This window comes from Streptomyces sp. NPDC017979 (assembly GCF_044328175.1).
Classification (GTDB): Bacteria; Actinomycetota; Actinomycetes; order Streptomycetales; family Streptomycetaceae; genus Streptomyces.
On record NZ_JBIRGU010000007.1, the window covers coordinates 303821 to 321316 of the forward strand.

The following is a 17496-nucleotide window of genomic DNA, read 5'->3' on the forward strand; positions in this document are numbered from 1 at the left end:
GGCGGCGGGCCCGGGCCCGCCGCCGTCCGTGCGGCGTCCGGTCAGCCGCGGGCGACGCGCAGGTGCCTGATGCCCGGGTTCGGCAGCTCGACGGTGAGGGTGAGGCGGCCGTCGGCGTCGGCGGTGTGGGTGCCGAGGTCCTCCTCGGGCAGTCGGTCGGCCGCGCGCAGCGCCGCCCACTGTTCGTCGTCGGGCCAGTCGCCGCCGCCCATCTCGTTCCACACGGCCTGGATGTTGGCGTGCTGCTCGTCGACCCGGTGCGAGGTCACGGCGTGCGCGGTGCCGGGCTCAAGGCCGGTGAGGGTGACCGTCGTGCGGCGGTCCAGCGCGGACGCCCCGGCGATCTTCGACTGGTCGAGGGTGCCGTTCCACAGCAGGACGTCGAGCGAAGAGGAGTCCTCCGTGCGCGTCGCGAGGCACTCGACGAGGGCGTCCGCGCCGTCCCCGGTGACCTGCGCCGGGATGCGCCCGCCGGCGAGCAGGGTGAGCAGCCGCAGCGCCCAAAAGCGCGGCTTGCGCAGATTGCCGACGGTCAGCAGGCCGAAGCCGCCGTGGAAGAGGCGGGGCGCCCAGCCCAGTTCCTCGAACTGGTCGGAGGCGACCCAGTAGGCGAGGCAGTCGGTGGAGGAGAGGGCGCTCTTCATGCCGCGCAGGACGAAGGGGGCGGCGAAGACGGAGTCGCTGACCGGGTGGAAGTGGGTGGGGGTGACGCCCCACTCGGTCCACAGGATCTCCGGCTCCGGCTTGCCGGTGGCCTCGGCGAACGCCCGCGTCATGGGGCGGAAGTCCAGCGGGGCGTTGCCGTAGGTGTGGGTGGAGACGAAGTCGACGGGCAGGTCGTGCTTGCGGCAGTGTTCGAGCAGGGCGCCGACCCAGCCGGCCGCCGCGGAGGAGGGTCCGCCGACCCGGATGCGCTCGTCGACGTCCTTGACGGCCGCGACCGCGATCTCGTACAGGCGGTGGTAGTCCTCCTGGGTGCCGTTCCAGAAGACCTCCAGGTTGGCCTCGTTCCACACCTCGAACTCCCAGCCGGCGACCTCGTCGCGGCCGTAGCGCTCCTGGAGGTGGACGGTCAGCGCCCGGCAGAGCTCGCCCCAGCGCTCCCAGTCGCGGGGGACGGAGACCTGCGCCTTGTAGTCGAAGACGGTGTAGTCGGGGTCGGCGGTGAGCTCCTTCGGCATGAAGGAGAGCTCGACCACGGGCTTGAGGCCGGTGGCGAGGAAGCGGTCGTAGACGGCGTCGAGGCCGGAGAAGTCGAAGGAGCCGTCGGCGTTGACGGTGACGGTCTCCGGCAGGAAGGTGCCGTGGGCGCGGACGGTGCGCACCTCCAGCTCGTCCCGGACGATGCCGAGGGCTTCGGCGTACTCGGCGGCGACGTCGGAACCGCCGGGGCCCGGCCGGTCCCACACGAGCAGCGAGAAGTGCTCGGCGCCGATCATCCGGTTCCAGACCCGGGGCAGTTCGGTGGTCGGCGCGGACGCGTCGACGGCGACGGCGACCTCGGCCGGCTCGTCGCCGGCGCTCAGGGCGCGGGCGCCCGCGACGTCGGACAGCGCGCCGGCGCCGTCGTCGGACCAGGTGGCGACCGCGTAGTGGTAGTCGCGGCCGGGCTCGACGAGGGTGTCCGCGTACGGGGGGTGGGGCACGGCGAGCACGTCGCCGCCGAGGTGGTCCAGCGGTTCGAAGGGACCGCTGGGGTCCTCGGCACGGTGGACGAGGTAGCCGATGGCGCCGTCGACGGGCTCCCAGTCGAGCAGGACGAGCCCGGTGCCGCTGGTGGCGATGAGCCCGCCCGGCGGGGGCAGTTCCCCGGCGCCGGTGAGCCGGGCGTCGCTGGGCTTGCCGATGCGGGAGTCCCAGTCGGCGTGGGCGGCGGACTTTTCGGTCATCACAGTGCAGACCTCTTCATCAGGGGCATGGCGGCGGGCGCCGCCGTGAGGGGGTGGGAGCCGAGTGCCCGAAGGGGGCGAAGGGCGAGGGGTGAGGAGCCGGGGCTACTTCAGACCGGCCGTGGCGATGCCCTGGGTGAAGTGCCGCTGGAGCACGGCGAAGACCAGCAGGACGGGCAGGACCACCAGGAAGGAACCGGCCATCAGGACGCCGTTGGCGCCGTTGGCCCGGTTCGGGTCGGTGGCGAAGGTCGCCAGCGCCACCGGGAGGGTGTACTTGTCGGGGTCGTTGGTGGCGATCAGGGGCCACACGAAGTTGTTCCACGACTGGAGGAAGGTGAGGATCGCCAGGGTCGCCAGGGCCGGCTTCACCAGCGGCATCACGATCCGCCAGAAGATGTACCACTCGCCGGCGCCGTCCAACCGGGCCGCCTCCAGCAATTCGTCCGGCACGGAGAGCATGAACTGGCGCATCAGGAACACCCCGAAGGCCCCGGCGGCGAACGGCAGCACGAGCCCCGCGTAGGAGTCGATCAGCTGCATCTTGCTCATCAGCACGAACAGCGGCAGCAGCATCAGGTTGCCGGGCACCATCAGCGCACCGAGCACCAGGCCGAAGACCTTGTTGCGACCGGCGAACTCCAGCTTCGCCAGGGCGTAGCCGAGCATCGAGCAGAACACCAGGTTCGAGACGGTGACCAAGGTGGCGACGACGACGGAGTTGAGGAAGTACTTCGGCAGGTCGAGCAGGTCGAGCAGGTCGCGGAAGTTCGACAGGGTCCACTCGGTGGGGATCCACACCGGCGGGCTGGCGGCCAGCTCCGGCTTGGTCTTGAAGGCGGAGAGCGCCATCCACAGGAAGGGAGCGGCCATCAGGACCAGCCCCACGCCGAGCAGCAGGTAGGCGGCGGGCTTCTTCAGCCGCTCCCCCGCCCGCCGCGGCACGGGCTGCGTCGGCGGCGTCCCCTGCGTCGACTGCTTGACGGGCGTCTTCATCGGTGCGGTGCCGCTCATTTCGTGTTGTCCTTCAGCAGACGCAGCTGGAGCACCGTGACCCCCATGATCACCACGAACAGCACGTACGCCATGGCGCTCGCGTAACCCATGTGGAAGAAGCTGAAGCCCTCCCGGTACATGTTCAGGGAGACGGTGAGGGTGCTGTTGGAGGGCCCTCCGTTGGTCATCACGAACGGCTCCTCGAAGACGTTGAGGTAGCCGATGGTGGTGATGACGGTGGCGTACAGCAGCGTGGGCCGCAGCAGGGGCACCGTGATGGCGCGGAACTCGTGCCACGCTCCGGCGCCGTCCAGTCGGGCCGCCTCCCGCACCTCGGTGGGGATGGCCTGGAGACCGGCGATGAACAGCACCATGACGGTGCCGAGGTTGCGCCAGATCGCCATGGTGATCAGGGAGGGCATCGCCAGGGTCTCGGACCCGAGGAAGTCCGGCGCGCTCGCGCCGAACTCGGCGAAGACGCCGGCGATCAGGCCGTCGGCCGGGTCGAGGACGAAGCGCCAGACGACCGCGATCGCCACGATGCTGGTGACGACGGGGGCGTAGAAGCCGATCCGGAAGAAGGTGCGCATCCGGTCGATGCCGTTGTTCAGCAGGACCGCGATGAGCAGTCCGGCGCCGATCGTCAGCGGCACGCCGACGACGACGAAGTACGCCGTGTTGAAGAGCGACTTCAGGAACTTCTCGTCTTCGAAGAGCTTGGTGTAGTTCTCGAAGCCGACGAACTTCGCGGAGAACGGGTCCGTGACGTTGCGCAGTCCGAAGTCGGTGAAGCTCATCACCAGGGTGGCGACGATCGGCATCGCCATGAAGACGGCGAACAGCACCAGGAAGGGCGTGGAGAACAGCCAGCCCGCCAGGTGGTGCACGCCCGCGCGGCGCCGTCGCGGGCCCGGCCGGGGCGCGGCGGTGCGCGCCGCGCCCGGCGGGGCCTCGGTGACCTTGTCGGTGACCGTGCCCATGGCTCATCCCACCAGCGGGGCGGTCTCGGACTGCATCTTCTTCGCGGCCTGCTCGGGCGTGGCCTTGCCCTGGGTCACCGACTCGATCGCCTCGTCGATCTTCGAACCGATCTCGGCCCACTTGGCGAGCGCCGGAATGGCCTTGGCGCTCTCCAGTTGGGTGCGGAAGACCTTGGCCATCGGGTCGGTGGCGAGCTTGCCCTGGTCCCAGGCGGCCTTGTTGGCCGGCAGGTCGGTGGTGCGCTCGTACCAGTCGGCCTGCGTCGCCGGCTCGCTCAGGTGGGCGACGAAGTCGGCGGCTGCGGCCTTGTGCTTGCTGTCCTTGGAGATCACCAGGCTGGAGCCGCCCGCCCAGGAGGTGGAGGAGTCGCCGGCCGGCAGCGGGGCCGCGGCCCACTTGCCCTTCAACTCGGGCTGGTTCTCGGCGATGTTGGTGGACTGCCAGGGACCGGAGAGGAACATCGGGACGCTGCCGTTGCCGAAGTCCTTCACCACGTCGTAGCCGGGCTGGACGCTCTTCTTCGCCAGGCCCTTGTCGAAGTAGGTGCCGTACTCCTTCAGGGCGGTGACCGCCGCCTCGCTGTCGAGCGCGGGCTTGCCGTCCTTCGTCAGTTCGCCGCCCGCCGAGTAGAAGAAGGGCAGCCAGTTCTGCCAGGCGTCGAGGTTGTAGGGCTGGAGCGAGATGCCCCAGGTGGTGTCGGCCTGCTTCTGGTACGCGGTGGCGAGCGCGGACAGCTCCGCCCAGGTCGCGGGCGGCTTGGTGATGCCGGCCTGCTGTGCAAGGTCGGTGCGGTAGTACAGCACGCGGGCCTCGGTGTACCAGGGGACGCCGTACGCCTTGCCGTCGACGACGTTGCCGTCCCAGGCCGCGGCGAAGAAGTCGTCCTTCTTGAACTTCGCGGTGTCCACCGGCTCCAGCACGCCGAGTTCGGCGAACTCGCCCATGAAGGTGCTGCCCATCTGCGTCACGTCCGGCAGCTTGCCGGCCGCGGCGGCGGAGACCAGCTTCTGGTGCGCGACGTCCCAGCCGACCGGGGTCACCTTGACGGTGATGTGCGGGTTCTTCTTCTGGTACGCGGCGGCGACGTCGCCGAGCTTCTCGCCCTCGGTGCCCATGGCCCAGACGGTCAGTGTCTGTTTCTCGTCGGCCGCCACGTCGGAGCCGCCCGAACCACCACACGCCGAGAGGGCGAGCACGGCCGCGAGTGCGAGGGCGGCCGAGGCTTTTCCGGTGGTGCGGTGCATGGGGCTCCTCCTTGAGCATCCGGCAACGTCGCCGGTCATGTATGCGCTGCCTGTAAGCGCATACATCACCCTGCGCCAGCCCCCGGACATTCGCAAGAACCCTTGGGATAACGCTTGCGTAACGGCAGCGCCATCTCTGCACGCCACGTCCGCACGCTAGGCCGGGAGGTTTGCGAACCGAAAGTGAATGTGTCCAATTCCGCTTTTTCCGCCCGGCGGGCCGAGGAGTGCAGCGGGCGGGCGACGCAAAAGGCGTGCGGGCGGGCGACGGGAAAAGCCTCCTGCCCCGGCTCGTCGGAGCCGGGGCAGGAGGCGGAGGGGACGGGAGTGGTTCGAAGGGCGCCCCGTCAGGGCGCGTCACATCAAGCGGGGTCCTGCGCAGGGCACCCGCAACTGGCCCGGCGCACCAGGGCGACGGGCAGCATCAGCGAGACCGGGTCCCGGTCGCGCTCCCCGAGCCGTCGCACCAGCAGGTCCACCGCCTCCTCCCCCAGTCGTCGCATGGGCTGGCGCACCGTCGTCAGCGCCGGCCGGACGATCCGCCCGAGCGGGATCCCGTCGAAGCCCACGACCGCGACGTCCTCCGGTACCCGCACCCCGCGCCGCTCCAGGGCATGCAGGGCGCCGATGGCCATCTGGTCGTTGGCGAACAGCAGCGCCTGCGGGCGCTCCCCCGTCCGGTCCAGCAGCGATTCCGCGGCCCGCGCCCCCTCGGCCTGGGTCATCATCGGCACCCGTACGGCCGGCTCGTCGGGCACGGGGAGCCCGGCCTCCCGGCACGCCTCGCGGAAGCCGGCGAAACGCGCTTCGGCGTCCGGCGAGTCCCGCTCCCCGCCGACGAAGGCGAGCCGGCGCAGCCGGTGGTCGCGCACCAGGTGGCGGGCGAGTTCCCGTTCGCCGTCGAAGTTGGCGACCTCGATGTGGTCCAGGTGGTCGATCTCGCGCGGCCCGGCCAGCATCACGACCGGCAGTCGGCGCGAGATGACCTCCAGGTCCTCGGTGGGGACGGTGCGCGCGAGCACCGCGAAGGCGTCGACCCGCCCGGCGACCTGCTCCACCAGGCTGCGCGGCCCGCCCTCCAGGGAGGCGGCGATCAGCAGGGCGTACCCGTGGCGGCGCGCCGCGCGCTCCATGCCGCGGATGATCTGGTCCGAGTAGAGGACGGCGGCGTCGTCGTCGACGGCGTCCGTCTCCGCGTCCGGGTCGGCGTAGTCGGGGAAGCACAGGCCGAGGACGCCGGTCGACCGGCTGGCGAGCCCCCGGGCGCTGCCGCTCGGCACGTATCCGAGTTCCCGGGCGGCCTCCAGGACGCGGTCCCGGGTCTGGGCGCGCACGGAGTCGGGGTTCCGATAGACCCGCGACACCGTCGCGATGGAGACGCCCGACTTCTCGGCGACGTCGTACACAGTGGGGGCGCTCACCCGACCGACCGTCCGCTTCTTCTGTCTCGTGATGCGTTTGCTGATGCACTATGAAAGCGCATTCACCCTAGGTCGACCGGCTGCGCCAGAGCAAGGGCGACCCCGGGCGGCGCCGCATATCAGCCCGTCGATACGGCGCTTTTTGGCCATCCTGTTGTCGCGTACGGTCAGGTTCGGCAGCCGTGGACGCCTCGATCCACCGTCCGTAGGTGCCCCGTGCAACGGGCGCACAACGCCCCTGGCCAGGCAGCACGCCCGTACGCCCCACCCCGCGACGACCGTGCGGGACGTCCGGATCCCGCGCCCCCGCGATCTCCGTGCGGCCTGCGCCGGGCCATCGCCCTTCCCTCCCGGCCTCCGCACCATAGAGTGGGCGGCCACGGCGAGGGCCGCATCTCAGCCGTCCCCGGCTCGCCCCTTGCCCTGAACCACTGCGCACGGCCACGGCTTCTTGGGGGCGATTCGGGCCTTGACCAGGCAACACTTTGCGTTCTGCGGAACGGACTTCGCAGGCGTCTACCTCTTAGGCGAACACGGCGACCGGCTTGAGCTGGCCGAGACCGTCGACGGCCCCGAAGCAGAGTACGAGATGCCGCCCGCCGTCCCCCTCGCCAGCCGCTCCCCGGTTGCTGAATCGTTCCGCACGGGCAAGGCGCGCTGGCTCGACCCCACCTCCCTGCCCGACGTGACCGCGCGCCTCGACTCCGACGGCCCCTTGGACCACAGCGCCGAGGGCGAGCGTCATCCGGCCGCCGACACCGAACTGCGGGACCTCGCCAAGGGCTGGCCGCCCGGCTCGTCACTGGCGGTCCTCCCGCTCGGCGGGCACGCGAGCCGGCGCGGCGCGCTGGTGTTCGCGGGCGTGGCGCCCGACGGCTTCGACGCGGACCGCCGCCATCTGCTGGAGCTGTACGCGGACCAGGTGGCCGCCGGGATCGAGGCGTACGAGGTCACCCGGCGCCGCACCCCCCGCCCCGACCGCGGCACCGGGCTGCTGCCGCTGCGCAGCGGCGCGTTCACCCTGGACCTCGCGACCGGCGCGATGACGGCGGACGAGCAGGTGCTGGACCTGCTCGGGCTGCCGCCCGGCGAGTTCGACGGCCGGGCCGCCACGCTGGTCGCCTGCGCCGTCCCGGACGACGTGCCGGCGCTGATGTCCGTGGTGGAGCCGGGGCTGTGGACCTCCCGCGAGCACCAACTCGCGTTCCGCATCCGCTGTCTCAACGGCGAGCTGCGCTGGCTGGGGCTGCGCTGTCGGATCCTGCCCGCCGCCGACGGCACGCCCCGCCGGATGCTGGGCGTCCTCGCCGACGCCTCCTATCTGCGGCCCAGCGCCGACGAGGTCTCCCGGGTGCAGTGGCTCTCCGCCGAGTTGGCCGGGGCGACGACCGTGCGCGACGTCAGCGAGGTGGTGGTGGCGGCGCTGCGCGAGCCGCTCAGCGCCAGCCGGGTGGCGGTCGCCGAGGTCGAGTCGGAGCGGCTGTTCGTGACGATCCTCGACCCGTCGGACCCGGACGCCTGGCCGGCGCTGTGGCGGTCCGAATGGCACTCGGAGTGGCCGGACGCGGCCCGCAGCGCCCTGCCCACCCTCGCGCGCGCCCTGCGGGAGGGCACGGTCACGGTCTGGCTGCCGGGCGCGGACCTGGAGCCCGACCTCACCCACATCGGGCCGGGCGGGCTCGCGATACTCCCGCTCCAAGCCGACGGCCGGATGGTGGGCGTGTGCCTGGTCGGCTGGGACGAGGAGCACCGGTTCGAGCCGGAGGAGCGGTCCCTCCTGACGGCGACGGCGAGCCTGGTGGGGCAGGCACTGATGCGCGCGCACGCCCTCGACGCCCGGCACGAGTTGGCCCGCACGCTCCAGCGGAGCCTGCTGCCGCGCAAGCTGCCGCGGCTGCCCGGGGGCCAGGCCGTGGCCCGCTATCTGCCGGCGACCGTGGGCCTGGAGGTCGGCGGCGACTGGTACGACGTCATTCCGCTGTCGGACAGCCATGTCGCGCTGGTCATCGGCGACGTGCAGGGGCACAGCGCGGAGGCGGCCACCATCATGGGGCAGATGCGCACCGCCATCAGGGCGTACGCGGTCGAGGGCCACCCGCCCGACGTGGTGATGAGCCTCGCCAACCGGTTGCTGACCGGCATGGAGACCGACCTCTTCGCGACCTGTTGCTACGTCGACCTGGACATGGAGGAGGGCGCGGCCCTCCTGGTCCGGGCGGGCCACATAGCGCCGCTGGTCAGACGGCCCGGGGGCGTCACCGATGAGATAGCCGTGCGCGGCGGGCCGCCGCTGGGCGTCCTGCCGGACGCCCGCTTCCCCATGACCGAGGCGAGGCTCGCGCCCGGAGGCGTGCTCGCCCTGTTGACGGACGGGCTGGTGGAGGCGTCCGGCCTCCCGTTGGACGACGGCGTGCAGCGGCTGCGGACGCTGTTCTCCGCCGCCGATCCGACGGACATCGGGCGGATGGCCGACGACCTGCTGGGGAACGTGGACAGCCGCGACGACGACGTGGCGCTGCTGCTGTTGCGGTACGACGGGACGGCCTCCCGTCCGCTGCGGGCCCAGTGGGCGGTGTGGCGGCTGCCGGACGCGATCGTGCACGCCCGTCGCTTCACCGCCCGCACGCTGCGCTCCTGGGGTGCGGGGGTCGACGTGGACACCGCGCAGCTCATCGTCTCCGAGTTGGTGACCAACGCGGTCCTGCACACCCGCGGTCAGGTGCGGCTCGATCTGACGCTGACCGGGCGGCGGTTGCGGATCGCGGTCAACGACTCGTCCCCCAGGGCTCCGGTCCGGTCGACGGCGCTGGACCTGGACGCGACCGGGGGCCGCGGTCTGGTGATCGTGCAGGCGCTGGCCACGGCGTACGGCTCGGTCCCGTTCGCGGGCGGGAAGCAGGTGTGGGCGGAGCTGCCCGTCGCCCCTGCGGACGCGGCTTCCTGACGCGTCCGCACTCCCGACGGCAGCGGCGGCTCGGGCCCGGGTTCGGCCCGGGCGCCTACACTCGTCGCCATGCGACGACGACCGTGATCCCGCGCTGAGGACCCGTCCGGACCGGAGGGCATCAGCGGAGCCGGTGGCGCACGCGCCCGGGCTCCGCCGGCAGGGCGCTCCCCCGCCCCCTGCCCGCTTCCCGTCCGGAGGACTTCGTCGTGCCCATCCGTCGTACCGCCCTGCCCCCGCGCGCGCCCGTGAGCGAACGCGACCGCTCCCTACGGCGCTTGCAGCGCCGGCTGCTCGCCCACTGCGGGTTGCGGGACCTGGTTTTGCTCTACCCCGTCTACGCGCTGCTCTTCGCCGAACACGGGCTGAGCACCGCCGAGATCTCCTCGCTCTTCGTCATCTGGTCGCTCACCTCCCTGCTGGCCGAGGTGCCGTCGGGCGTCTGGGCGGACGCCGTGTCGCGGCGCTCGGCGCTGGTGACCGGTCCGCTGCTGACGGGCGCCGGCTTCGCCCTGTGGGTGGCCGCGCCGTCGTACCCGGCGTTCGCCGCCGGTTTCGTGCTGTGGGGCCTGGGCGGGGCGCTGGCGTCGGGTGCGCTGGAGGCGCTGGTGTACGAGGAGTTGGCGCGGCTGGACGCCACCGACCGGTACGCCCGGCTGATGGGCCGCTCGGCGGCGATCGCCACCGTGGCGACGGCGGTCGCCACCGCTGCGGCCGCGCCGGTGTTCGGCGCGGGGGGCTTCGCGGCGCTCGGGGTCGCGAGCGTGGCCGCGTGCCTGCTGTGCGCGCTGGTGGCGGCGTGCCTGCCGGAGCACCGTGAGGCCCGGGCCGCGGACCCGGAGGATCCGGAGCCGGGGTACGGCGCGGTGCTGCGGTCCGGCCTCGCCGAGGTGCGCCGCAGCTCCGCGGTGCGCCGGGCGCTGTTGACCGTGGTGGTGCTGTCGACTGTGTGGGGTTCGTTGGACGAGTACGTGCCGCTGCTGGCCGCCGCGACGGGCGCGGCGACGCCGGACGTGCCGCTGCTCGTGCTGGTGGTGTACGCGGGCGTGGCGCTCGGCGGGCTGCTCGCGGCCCGCGCCGAGGGGTTGTCGGCGCGCCGCACCGCCGCCCTGTTGTCGGTCGCGGCCGGGCTGATGGCAGTGGGCGCGCTCACCGGCTCGCCCTGGGGGTTCGTGCTGCTGGCGGTGGCGTTCGCGGTCTTCCAACTGGCCGACGTGGTCGCCGACGCCCGGCTCCAGGAGGCGTTGTCCGGTCCGAGCCGGGCGACGGTCACCTCGCTCGCGGGCCTCGGGACCGAGGTGACGACGCTGCTGGTGTACGCGGTGTACGGGGCGGCCTCCGGGCAGACGGCGCACGGCGTGCTGTTCGCGCTGTTCGCGCTGCCCTATCTGGCGGTCGCCGGGGCGCTGGCGGGCGCCGCCGCACGGCCGCCGGCGAACCCGTAGGGCCACGTCGGCGGCTTGTCGGTGACTTGTAGCATGAGGTCCACCGACTGGAGGACGACGATGCGGGCGGGCGAGAAGGCGGACTCCCTGGACCGGGCGGCGCAGGAGTTCGTCGCCGTCCGTCCCCGGCTGTTCGGCATCGCGTACCGCGTGCTCGGCAGCGCGGTGGAGGCCGAGGACGTCGTCCAGGAGGCGTGGTTGCGGTGGCAGGGCGCCGACCGTGCCGGGGTGCGCGAGCCCGTCGCGTTCCTCACCACCGTCACCACCCGGCTGGCGATCAACGTCGCGACCTCCGCCCGGGTGCGGCGGGAGTCGTACGTCGGGCCGTGGCTGCCGGAGCCGATCGACACCGGCGCCGATCCCCAGGTGGGTGCGGAGCGGGCGGAGGCGCTGACCTTGGCGGTGCTGCACCTCCTGGAGCGGCTGAATCCGGTGGAGCGGGCCGCGTACGTCCTGCGGGAAGCCTTCGACTACCCGTACGGGCGGATCGCGCAGATCCTTGAGACGAGCGAGGCCAACGCGCGCCAGTCGGTGAGCCGGGCCCGTCGGCACCTGTCGGTGCCGCGCGGGGAGCCGGTGGGTCGGGCCGCGCACCAGCGGTTGTTGGAGGTGTTCCTCGCCGCCGCGCGGACGGGTGACCTGGCGGTGCTCGAAGAGGTCCTCGCCGAGGACGTGGTCAGCTACTCCGACGGCGGCGGGGCGCGCGGCGCGTCGAGGTTCCCGGTCGTCGGGCGGGCGCGGGTGTCGCGCTACCTCGCGGCGTTCGCCCCGCGCTTCTGGGCCGGGGCAGACGTCCGCCGGGTGGAGGCCAACGGCCTGCCCGCGGCCCTCGTCTCGAAGGGCGGCCGGGCCGTGGCCCTGCTGTGCGTCGACGCGTCGGAGCGCGGCGTCGAACGCATCATGTGGATCATCAGTCCGGCGAAGCTGGCGCCGTACGTCGCCGGGCTGCCCGACGGGTGGTGAACCGCCCGGCCGGGAAGGTCAGCCGGACCCGCGGGTGGGTGTGACGAGACCCAACTCGTAGGCAGCAATGACGAGTTGCACCCGATCGCGGGCGGTCAGCTTGGTCAGCAGCCGGCTGACGTGGGCCTTGGCGGTGGCCGGGCTGATGTGCAGCAGGGCGGCGATCTCCCCGTTGGACAGGCCGCCGCCGACCAGGGTGAGGACTTCCCGTTCGCGGGCGGTGACGCCCTCCACCGGGGTCGGTTCGGGCGCGGCGGCCCGGGGGCGGGCCGCGAACTCCGCGATCAGCCGGCCGGTCACCTTCGGCGCGAGGAGGCCGTCGCCGGCGGCGACCACCTCCACCGCGGCGAGGATCTGGTCCATGTCCATGTCCTTGACGAGGAAGCCGCTCGCGCCGGCGCGCAGCGCCCCGTAGACGTACTCGTCGTCGTCGAAGGTGGTGAGGATCAGCACCTTGGGGGGTGCGGGGGCAGCGGTGATCCGTCGGGTGGCCTCGATGCCGTCCATCCCGGGCATCCGGATGTCCATCACGACGACGTCCGGTGCGAGGCGGGCCGCGAGCCGTACGGCCTCCGCGCCGTCGGCCGCTTCGCCGACCACGTCCAGCCCGGGGCGGTCGGCGATCAGGACCCGCAGCCCGTGCCGGACGAGCGGCTGGTCGTCGGTGAGCAGGACCCGGATCATGCGACCGCCACCGACACCGGCACCGGCAGCGGGAGCGGGAGCCGCACCGCCACGCGGAAGCCGCCTTCGGGGCGCGGTCCGGCGGTGAACTCGCCGTGCAGCAGCGCCGCCCGCTCCCGCATGCCCGTCAGTCCGTAGCCGGCCGCACCGGGCAGCCCGATCGAGCCGCGGCCCTCGTCGGTGACCTCGATGCGGAGGTCGTCTCCCCCGTAGTCGACGGTGACCCGGCAGGCGTCCGCGCCCGAGTGACGGACCACATTGGTGATCGCCTCCTGGATGATGCGGTACCCGGACAGTTCGAACTCCGTCGGCAGTGGGCGCCGTTCGCCGCGCCACTCGACGTCCACCCGCAGGCCGGTGGCCTCACTGCGCGCCACCAGCCCTTCGACGTCGGCGAGTTCGGGTGCGGGTCCGAGCGGTGCGTCACCGCCCCGGTCCGTGAGCTCCGCCTCCCGTAGCGCGCCGAGCATCCGCCGCAGACCCGCCAGGGTGTCCCGGCTGGTGTCCTCGATGGCGGCGAGCGCGTTACGGGCCTCCGCGGGCTGGGTGTCGATGACGCGCCGCCCCACCCCCGCCTGGATGGCGATGACGCCGATGCTGTGGGCCACCGCGTCGTGCAGCTCGCGGGCGATCCGCAGCCGCTCGGCGACCACGGCCTGCGCGGCGGTGCGCTCGCGCAGGTCGGCCGCGTGCCGGCGGCGTTCGTCGACGGAGCGGCCTACGGTCCAGGCGGTGAGGACCATCAGGGCGAGGAACGCGGAGGTGGCGAGGAAGGAAGAAGAGCCCTCCCGGTAGTAGCTGGCACCGAGGACCTGTGCGCCGAGCGCCGCCGACGCCGCGAGGGCCGCGGTCAGGCGCGGGCCGACGGCGGCGATCCGGCCCACGGCGAGATCGGTGAGGACCGCTTGGAGGAACGCGATCTGCCACGCCTGCGTCGGCGCGGCCGGCCCGACGCCCATGACGTGCTGGCCCGCGGCCATGGTCGAGTCCGTGAGCACGGTCGCCGCGAAGGAGGCGACGAGCAGCAGCGCGAGCGCGCCCGCGGGCCGACGGAGCACCAGGGGCAGCAGGAGGACGGCGAGGAGGGCGGCCGGCAACAGGCGCAGCCCGGTCAGGTCGCGGCCGTCGTTGAGCGCGACGACGTACAGCAGGGCGACGTACGCGATCCCCGAGCACCAGGCCAGGACCTCGACGACGGGCGACCGCGGAGCGTCCGGCGGGGCATTCATGCGCCCGATCATAGGCAGGCGGCCCAGGCTTGGGCATGGGCCCCGGGGCGTACGCCTGCGGGCCACCACGGCAGCCCGTTTGCCGCCGGCGGCCCGATGCCGGAACGGGTCGTGCACCGGCAGCGTGGGGTCCGTGATCGAAGCAACCGAACTCACCAAGAACTACGGGCGGGTCAGCGCCGTCGACCGGCTGTCCTTCACCGTCCGCCCGGGTGTGGTCACCGGGTTCCTGGGCCCCAACGGCGCCGGGAAGACGACCACGCTGCGGATGGTCCTCGGACTGAACCGGCCGACGAGCGGCAGCGTCACCGTCGACGGGCGGCCGTTCGGCAGCCGCCCCCGCGGGCTGCGGCACGTCGGCGCCCTCCTCGACGCCCACGACGTGCACGGCGGTCGGAGCGCCCGGGCCCACCTCACGGCGCTGGCGGTCGGCAACGGCCTGCCGCGCGACCGGGTCGCCGTGGTGCTGGCGCAGGTGGGCCTGGCGAACGCGGCCGGCCGACGGATCGGCGGCTTCTCGCTGGGCATGAAGCAGCGGCTCGGCATCGCCGCCGCCCTGCTCGGCGATCCGCCCGTCCTCCTCTTCGACGAACCGCTCAACGGCCTCGACCCCGAGGGCGTGCTCTGGGTCCGCGGCCTCTTTGGGCAGTTGGCGGCGCAGGGCCGCACCGTGCTCGTCTCCAGCCATCTGATGCGGGAGATGGAACAGACCGCGGAGGACCTGGTCGTCGTCGGTCGCGGTCGGCTCATCGCGGCCGAAGGGCTGCGGGAGTTCGCGGCCCGCAGCACTCCGCTGCGGGTGGGCGTGCGCACGCCGGACGCCGACGTCCTGTCCGAGCTGCTGGTGCGCGCGGGCGCGACGGTACGGGCGGAGGGCGACGGGTCGTCAACGGTGACGGGCCTGGCCGCGGAACGCATCGGGGAACTCGCCTTCGCACACGGGGTGCGGCTGTACGAACTCACCCCGCGCTCGGCCTCCTTGGAGGAGGCGTTCCTGCACCTCACCGCGGACAGCGTCGAACACTCCGCGGGAGCCGTGCGATGACCCTCGTCGTGAACACGGAGCCCGTACGGTTGCGGCAGCTCTTCGCCGCCGAGTGGATCAAGCTCTGGTCGCTGCGCTCCACCGCCTGGGTGCTCGGCCTCGGTGCGCTGACGGTGCTCGGCATCAATGTGAACGCGGCCGTCTCCAACGCTGACCGGCTGGCGCAGCAGTCGGCGCAACCGCCGGAGCGGCCGGGGGTCGCGGCCCGCCCCGAGATGGTGTTCGACCCGCTGCACACCGCGTTCGTCGATCCCGCCTGGCAGTTGCTGATGGTCCTCGCGGCAGCGGTCGGCGGGGCGGCGGTCTTCGGCGAGTACGCCAGCGGTCTGATCCGTACGACGTTCGCCGCGGTGCCCGATCGACGGGCGGTCGTCGTGGCCAAGGTGCTCGTGGTGTCGGCGGTACTCCTGGTCTTCGGCGCCGTCGTCTCGGGCGCGTCCTTCGGTCTCACGCAGTGGGTGCTGCGGGACCACGGCGGTCTGTCCCCGGGTGATCCGGGCGCGCTGCGCGCCATGACGGCCGGCGCCCTGCTGGCGCCGCTGTGCGCGCTGGTGGGCATGGCGGTGGGCGCCGTCGTCCGGCACGCAGCGGGCTCCGTCGGCGCGGTGGTGGCGCTGCTGCTGCTCCTGCCGGCGCTCTTCCAGGGCGAACGCCACCGCTGGGTCAAGGAGATCGGCAACGCCATGCCCCTCAGCGCCTGGCGGCGCCTGGTGCTGAACCCGGACCGGGCGCACGACCTGGGCAAGCATCCGCTGACGGTCACGGAGGCGTGGGTCGTCTACGGGGCCTGGGCCGCGGCGGCGGTGGCCCTCGCGGCGTGGGTGGCGGGGCGCCGGGACGTGTGAGGCGCCGTGATGTGCTCGTACGCGTCGCAGCGAGGGCGACGGGCGCGGGGACGTGGCCTCCTCGCACCGGACCGGGGCACGGGCTGGCGGGCTCGGCGGAATGCGTTGGCTTCTGTTGGCGGGGCGAGGTGATGATGGCGTGGTGCAACCGTTGAACTTCGTCGCCGGCGACGCGACCAACCCCCAGGCGAAGGGCCCGAAGGTCATCGCCCACATCTGCAATGACCTCGGCGGCTGGGGCAAGGGATTCGTCCTGGCGATCTCGCGCCGCTGGCCCGAACCGGAGCGCGAGTACCGCCGCTGGCACCGCGAGCGCGCCGGCAACGACTTCGCCCTCGGAGCCGTGCAGATGATCCGCGTCCAGCCCGACATCTGGGTGGCCAACATGGTCGCGCAGCGCGGGACGAAGAGGGGCAGCGGCGGGCCGCCGATCCGCTACGACGCCGTCGAGAGCTGCCTTGAGGCCGTCGCCGAGCACGCCCTCGCCGGCGGCGCCTCCGTGCACGTGCCCCGCATCGGCTGCGGTCTCGCCGGCGGAACGTGGGAGCGCATCGAGCCGATCGTCTCCAAGACCCTGGGCGCCCGCTCCGTCGCCACCACCGTCTACGACTACGGGTGAGACCGCCGTCCCTCGCCGGGACACACCTGCACCTGGTGGCACACGCGCCACCGCGGTCCGCCGACCCTCCCGCACCGCAACGGGTCGAGCGGGCCCAGGAATTCGTTTGGCAGACCGCGGGGCCCGACGGTTTCGCCGCAGCCACCATCGAACTCCCCGGGAGCGGTGACCGGCCCCGCCTGCCCGCTGCCGAGCGGGCGCGGGCCCGCCGGGTCACCGGTGCAGGGGCCTCGCGGCACTGGTGGCCCGGCGCGCTCGCGTAGGGGATCGAACCGGAACTGCCGGTCGTCCCCGCGCATCAACTGCCGGGGGGCGTCTCCCTCTCCAGGAGGGCCCGGAAGGTGTGCGGGGGCCGACCGGTGAGGCGCTGGACGGTGTCGGTGACGCGGTCCTCCGCCCCTTCGGCGATGGCGCGGTCCATGCCGGCCAGCATGCCGGCGAACTCCACCGGCACCTGCGCCGCGAGGCGGTCGCGCAGCTGCCCGTAGGACAGACGGCGGTGGGCGACGGGGCGACCGGTGACCTCGGTGACGATCGCGGCGATGTCGTCGTGGCTGAGCGCTTCGGGTCCGGTGAGGACGAGATCGGAGTTGGGGGCCTGTTCGTCGGTCAGGGCGCGTACTGCGACGGCCGCGATGTCCTCGGCGTCGACGAAGCCGACCCGGCCGCTGTCGGTGGCGGTCCAGATGGCGCCTTCGTCGCGGATGCTGCGGGCGTGCGCATGCGCGCCGGTGAAGTTCTGCATGAACCACGAGGGCCGCAGTACCGCCCACTGTGCGAACAGGTCGGGCAGCGCCTGGTGCACCAGGCCAACCGCCGGCCCGCCCTCGGACACGGCCGAGGAGCTCAGCAGCACCGCGCGGTGCACACCGGCGGCGGCCCGGCGCAGGAACGGCAGCATGACCGCCGCGGGGTCGAAGTCGCCCACGGGCGGTACGAGGTAGACGCGGTCGACGCCGTCGAGGACGGCTGCGTGAGTGGCGGGGTCGTGCCAGTCGAAAGCGACCGGCTCGGTGTCGGGAAGCGGGGTGGCACGACGGCTTGCGGCTTTGACGCGGTGGCCTGCGTCCGCCAGTTGCGCGGCGGTGCGGCTGCCGGTGGTGCCGGTGGCGCCGATGACCAGGACGGTGTGGGCGGTCGTCATCGGCTGCTCCCGGTGAGGTCGTGGGGGCATGGGTATCCTCCAGTACA

General features: G+C 73.0%; 14 protein-coding genes. 6 read left to right on the forward strand and 8 right to left on the reverse strand.

Annotated features, from left to right (window positions below; genetic code table 11):
- Positions 1-41: 41 nt before the first annotated feature.
- From ACH4E8_RS20850 to ACH4E8_RS20870, 5 genes are all read right to left on the reverse strand, one after another.
- The gene (locus tag ACH4E8_RS20850) at positions 42-1889 is read right to left on the reverse strand and encodes a glycoside hydrolase (RefSeq protein WP_398450244.1); all 1848 of its coding nucleotides are present in this window, start codon (positions 1887-1889) and stop codon (positions 42-44) included.
- A gap of 105 nt (positions 1890-1994) precedes the next feature.
- A complete protein-coding gene (locus tag ACH4E8_RS20855; RefSeq protein WP_398450246.1) occupies positions 1995-2903 on the reverse strand; it encodes a carbohydrate ABC transporter permease in 909 nt (302 codons plus the stop codon).
- Entirely contained in the window at positions 2900-3865 is a 966-nt protein-coding gene (locus ACH4E8_RS20860) for a carbohydrate ABC transporter permease (protein ID WP_398450248.1), read from the reverse strand. The genes ACH4E8_RS20855 and ACH4E8_RS20860 overlap by 4 nt, the downstream gene beginning before the upstream one ends.
- 3 nt (positions 3866-3868) lie before the next feature.
- Positions 3869-5110, reverse strand: coding sequence for a sugar ABC transporter substrate-binding protein (locus ACH4E8_RS20865; RefSeq protein WP_398450250.1), 1242 nt, complete (start codon positions 5108-5110; stop codon positions 3869-3871).
- Positions 5111-5472: 362 nt separating this feature from the next.
- Entirely contained in the window at positions 5473-6531 is a 1059-nt protein-coding gene (locus tag ACH4E8_RS20870; RefSeq protein WP_398450252.1) for a LacI family DNA-binding transcriptional regulator, read from the reverse strand.
- Positions 6532-7000: 469 nt separating this feature from the next.
- Between ACH4E8_RS20870 and ACH4E8_RS20875 the strand changes: the two genes are divergently transcribed.
- The 3 genes from ACH4E8_RS20875 to ACH4E8_RS20885 all read left to right on the forward strand — a co-directional run bounded on the left by ACH4E8_RS20875 (position 7001) and on the right by ACH4E8_RS20885 (position 11883).
- The gene (locus tag ACH4E8_RS20875) at positions 7001-9475 is read left to right on the forward strand and encodes a SpoIIE family protein phosphatase (RefSeq protein ID WP_398450254.1); all 2475 of its coding nucleotides are present in this window, start codon (positions 7001-7003) and stop codon (positions 9473-9475) included.
- Positions 9476-9690: 215 nt separating this feature from the next.
- On the forward strand, positions 9691-10920 hold the full coding sequence (locus ACH4E8_RS20880) for an MFS transporter (protein WP_398450326.1): 1230 nt from the start codon (positions 9691-9693) through the stop codon (positions 10918-10920).
- A 60-nt stretch (positions 10921-10980) separates the two neighbouring features.
- Complete coding sequence (locus ACH4E8_RS20885; RefSeq protein WP_398450328.1) at positions 10981-11883, forward strand: RNA polymerase sigma-70 factor; 903 nt, start codon at positions 10981-10983, stop codon at positions 11881-11883.
- 18 nt (positions 11884-11901) lie between these two features.
- On the opposite strand, the gene ACH4E8_RS20890 is transcribed toward ACH4E8_RS20885, so the two are convergent.
- Both ACH4E8_RS20890 and ACH4E8_RS20895 read right to left on the reverse strand, forming a co-directional pair.
- On the reverse strand, positions 11902-12567 hold the full coding sequence (locus ACH4E8_RS20890; protein WP_398450256.1) for a response regulator: 666 nt from the start codon (positions 12565-12567) through the stop codon (positions 11902-11904).
- A complete protein-coding gene (locus tag ACH4E8_RS20895) occupies positions 12564-13796 on the reverse strand; it encodes a sensor histidine kinase (protein ID WP_398450258.1) in 1233 nt (410 codons plus the stop codon). Before ACH4E8_RS20895 ends, ACH4E8_RS20890 begins: the two co-directional genes overlap by 4 nt.
- A gap of 133 nt (positions 13797-13929) precedes the next feature.
- On the opposite strand from ACH4E8_RS20895, the gene ACH4E8_RS20900 reads away from it, so the two are divergent.
- The 3 genes from ACH4E8_RS20900 (at position 13930) to ACH4E8_RS20910 (ending at position 16305) form a co-directional block, all read left to right on the forward strand.
- Entirely contained in the window at positions 13930-14841 is a 912-nt protein-coding gene (locus tag ACH4E8_RS20900; protein WP_398450260.1) for an ATP-binding cassette domain-containing protein, read from the forward strand.
- On the forward strand, positions 14838-15686 hold the full coding sequence (locus ACH4E8_RS20905; protein ID WP_398450262.1) for an ABC transporter permease: 849 nt from the start codon (positions 14838-14840) through the stop codon (positions 15684-15686). The genes ACH4E8_RS20900 and ACH4E8_RS20905 overlap by 4 nt, the downstream gene beginning before the upstream one ends.
- Positions 15687-15828: 142 nt before the next feature.
- Positions 15829-16305, forward strand: a complete 477-nt coding sequence (locus ACH4E8_RS20910) for a macro domain-containing protein (RefSeq protein ID WP_398450330.1) — start codon at positions 15829-15831, stop codon at positions 16303-16305.
- A 298-nt stretch (positions 16306-16603) separates the two neighbouring features.
- Here ACH4E8_RS20910 and ACH4E8_RS20915 read toward each other — a convergent pair whose 3' ends face one another.
- On the reverse strand, positions 16604-17449 hold the full coding sequence (locus ACH4E8_RS20915; RefSeq protein WP_398450332.1) for an NmrA family NAD(P)-binding protein: 846 nt from the start codon (positions 17447-17449) through the stop codon (positions 16604-16606).
- Between the last annotated feature and the right edge of the window lie 47 nt (positions 17450-17496).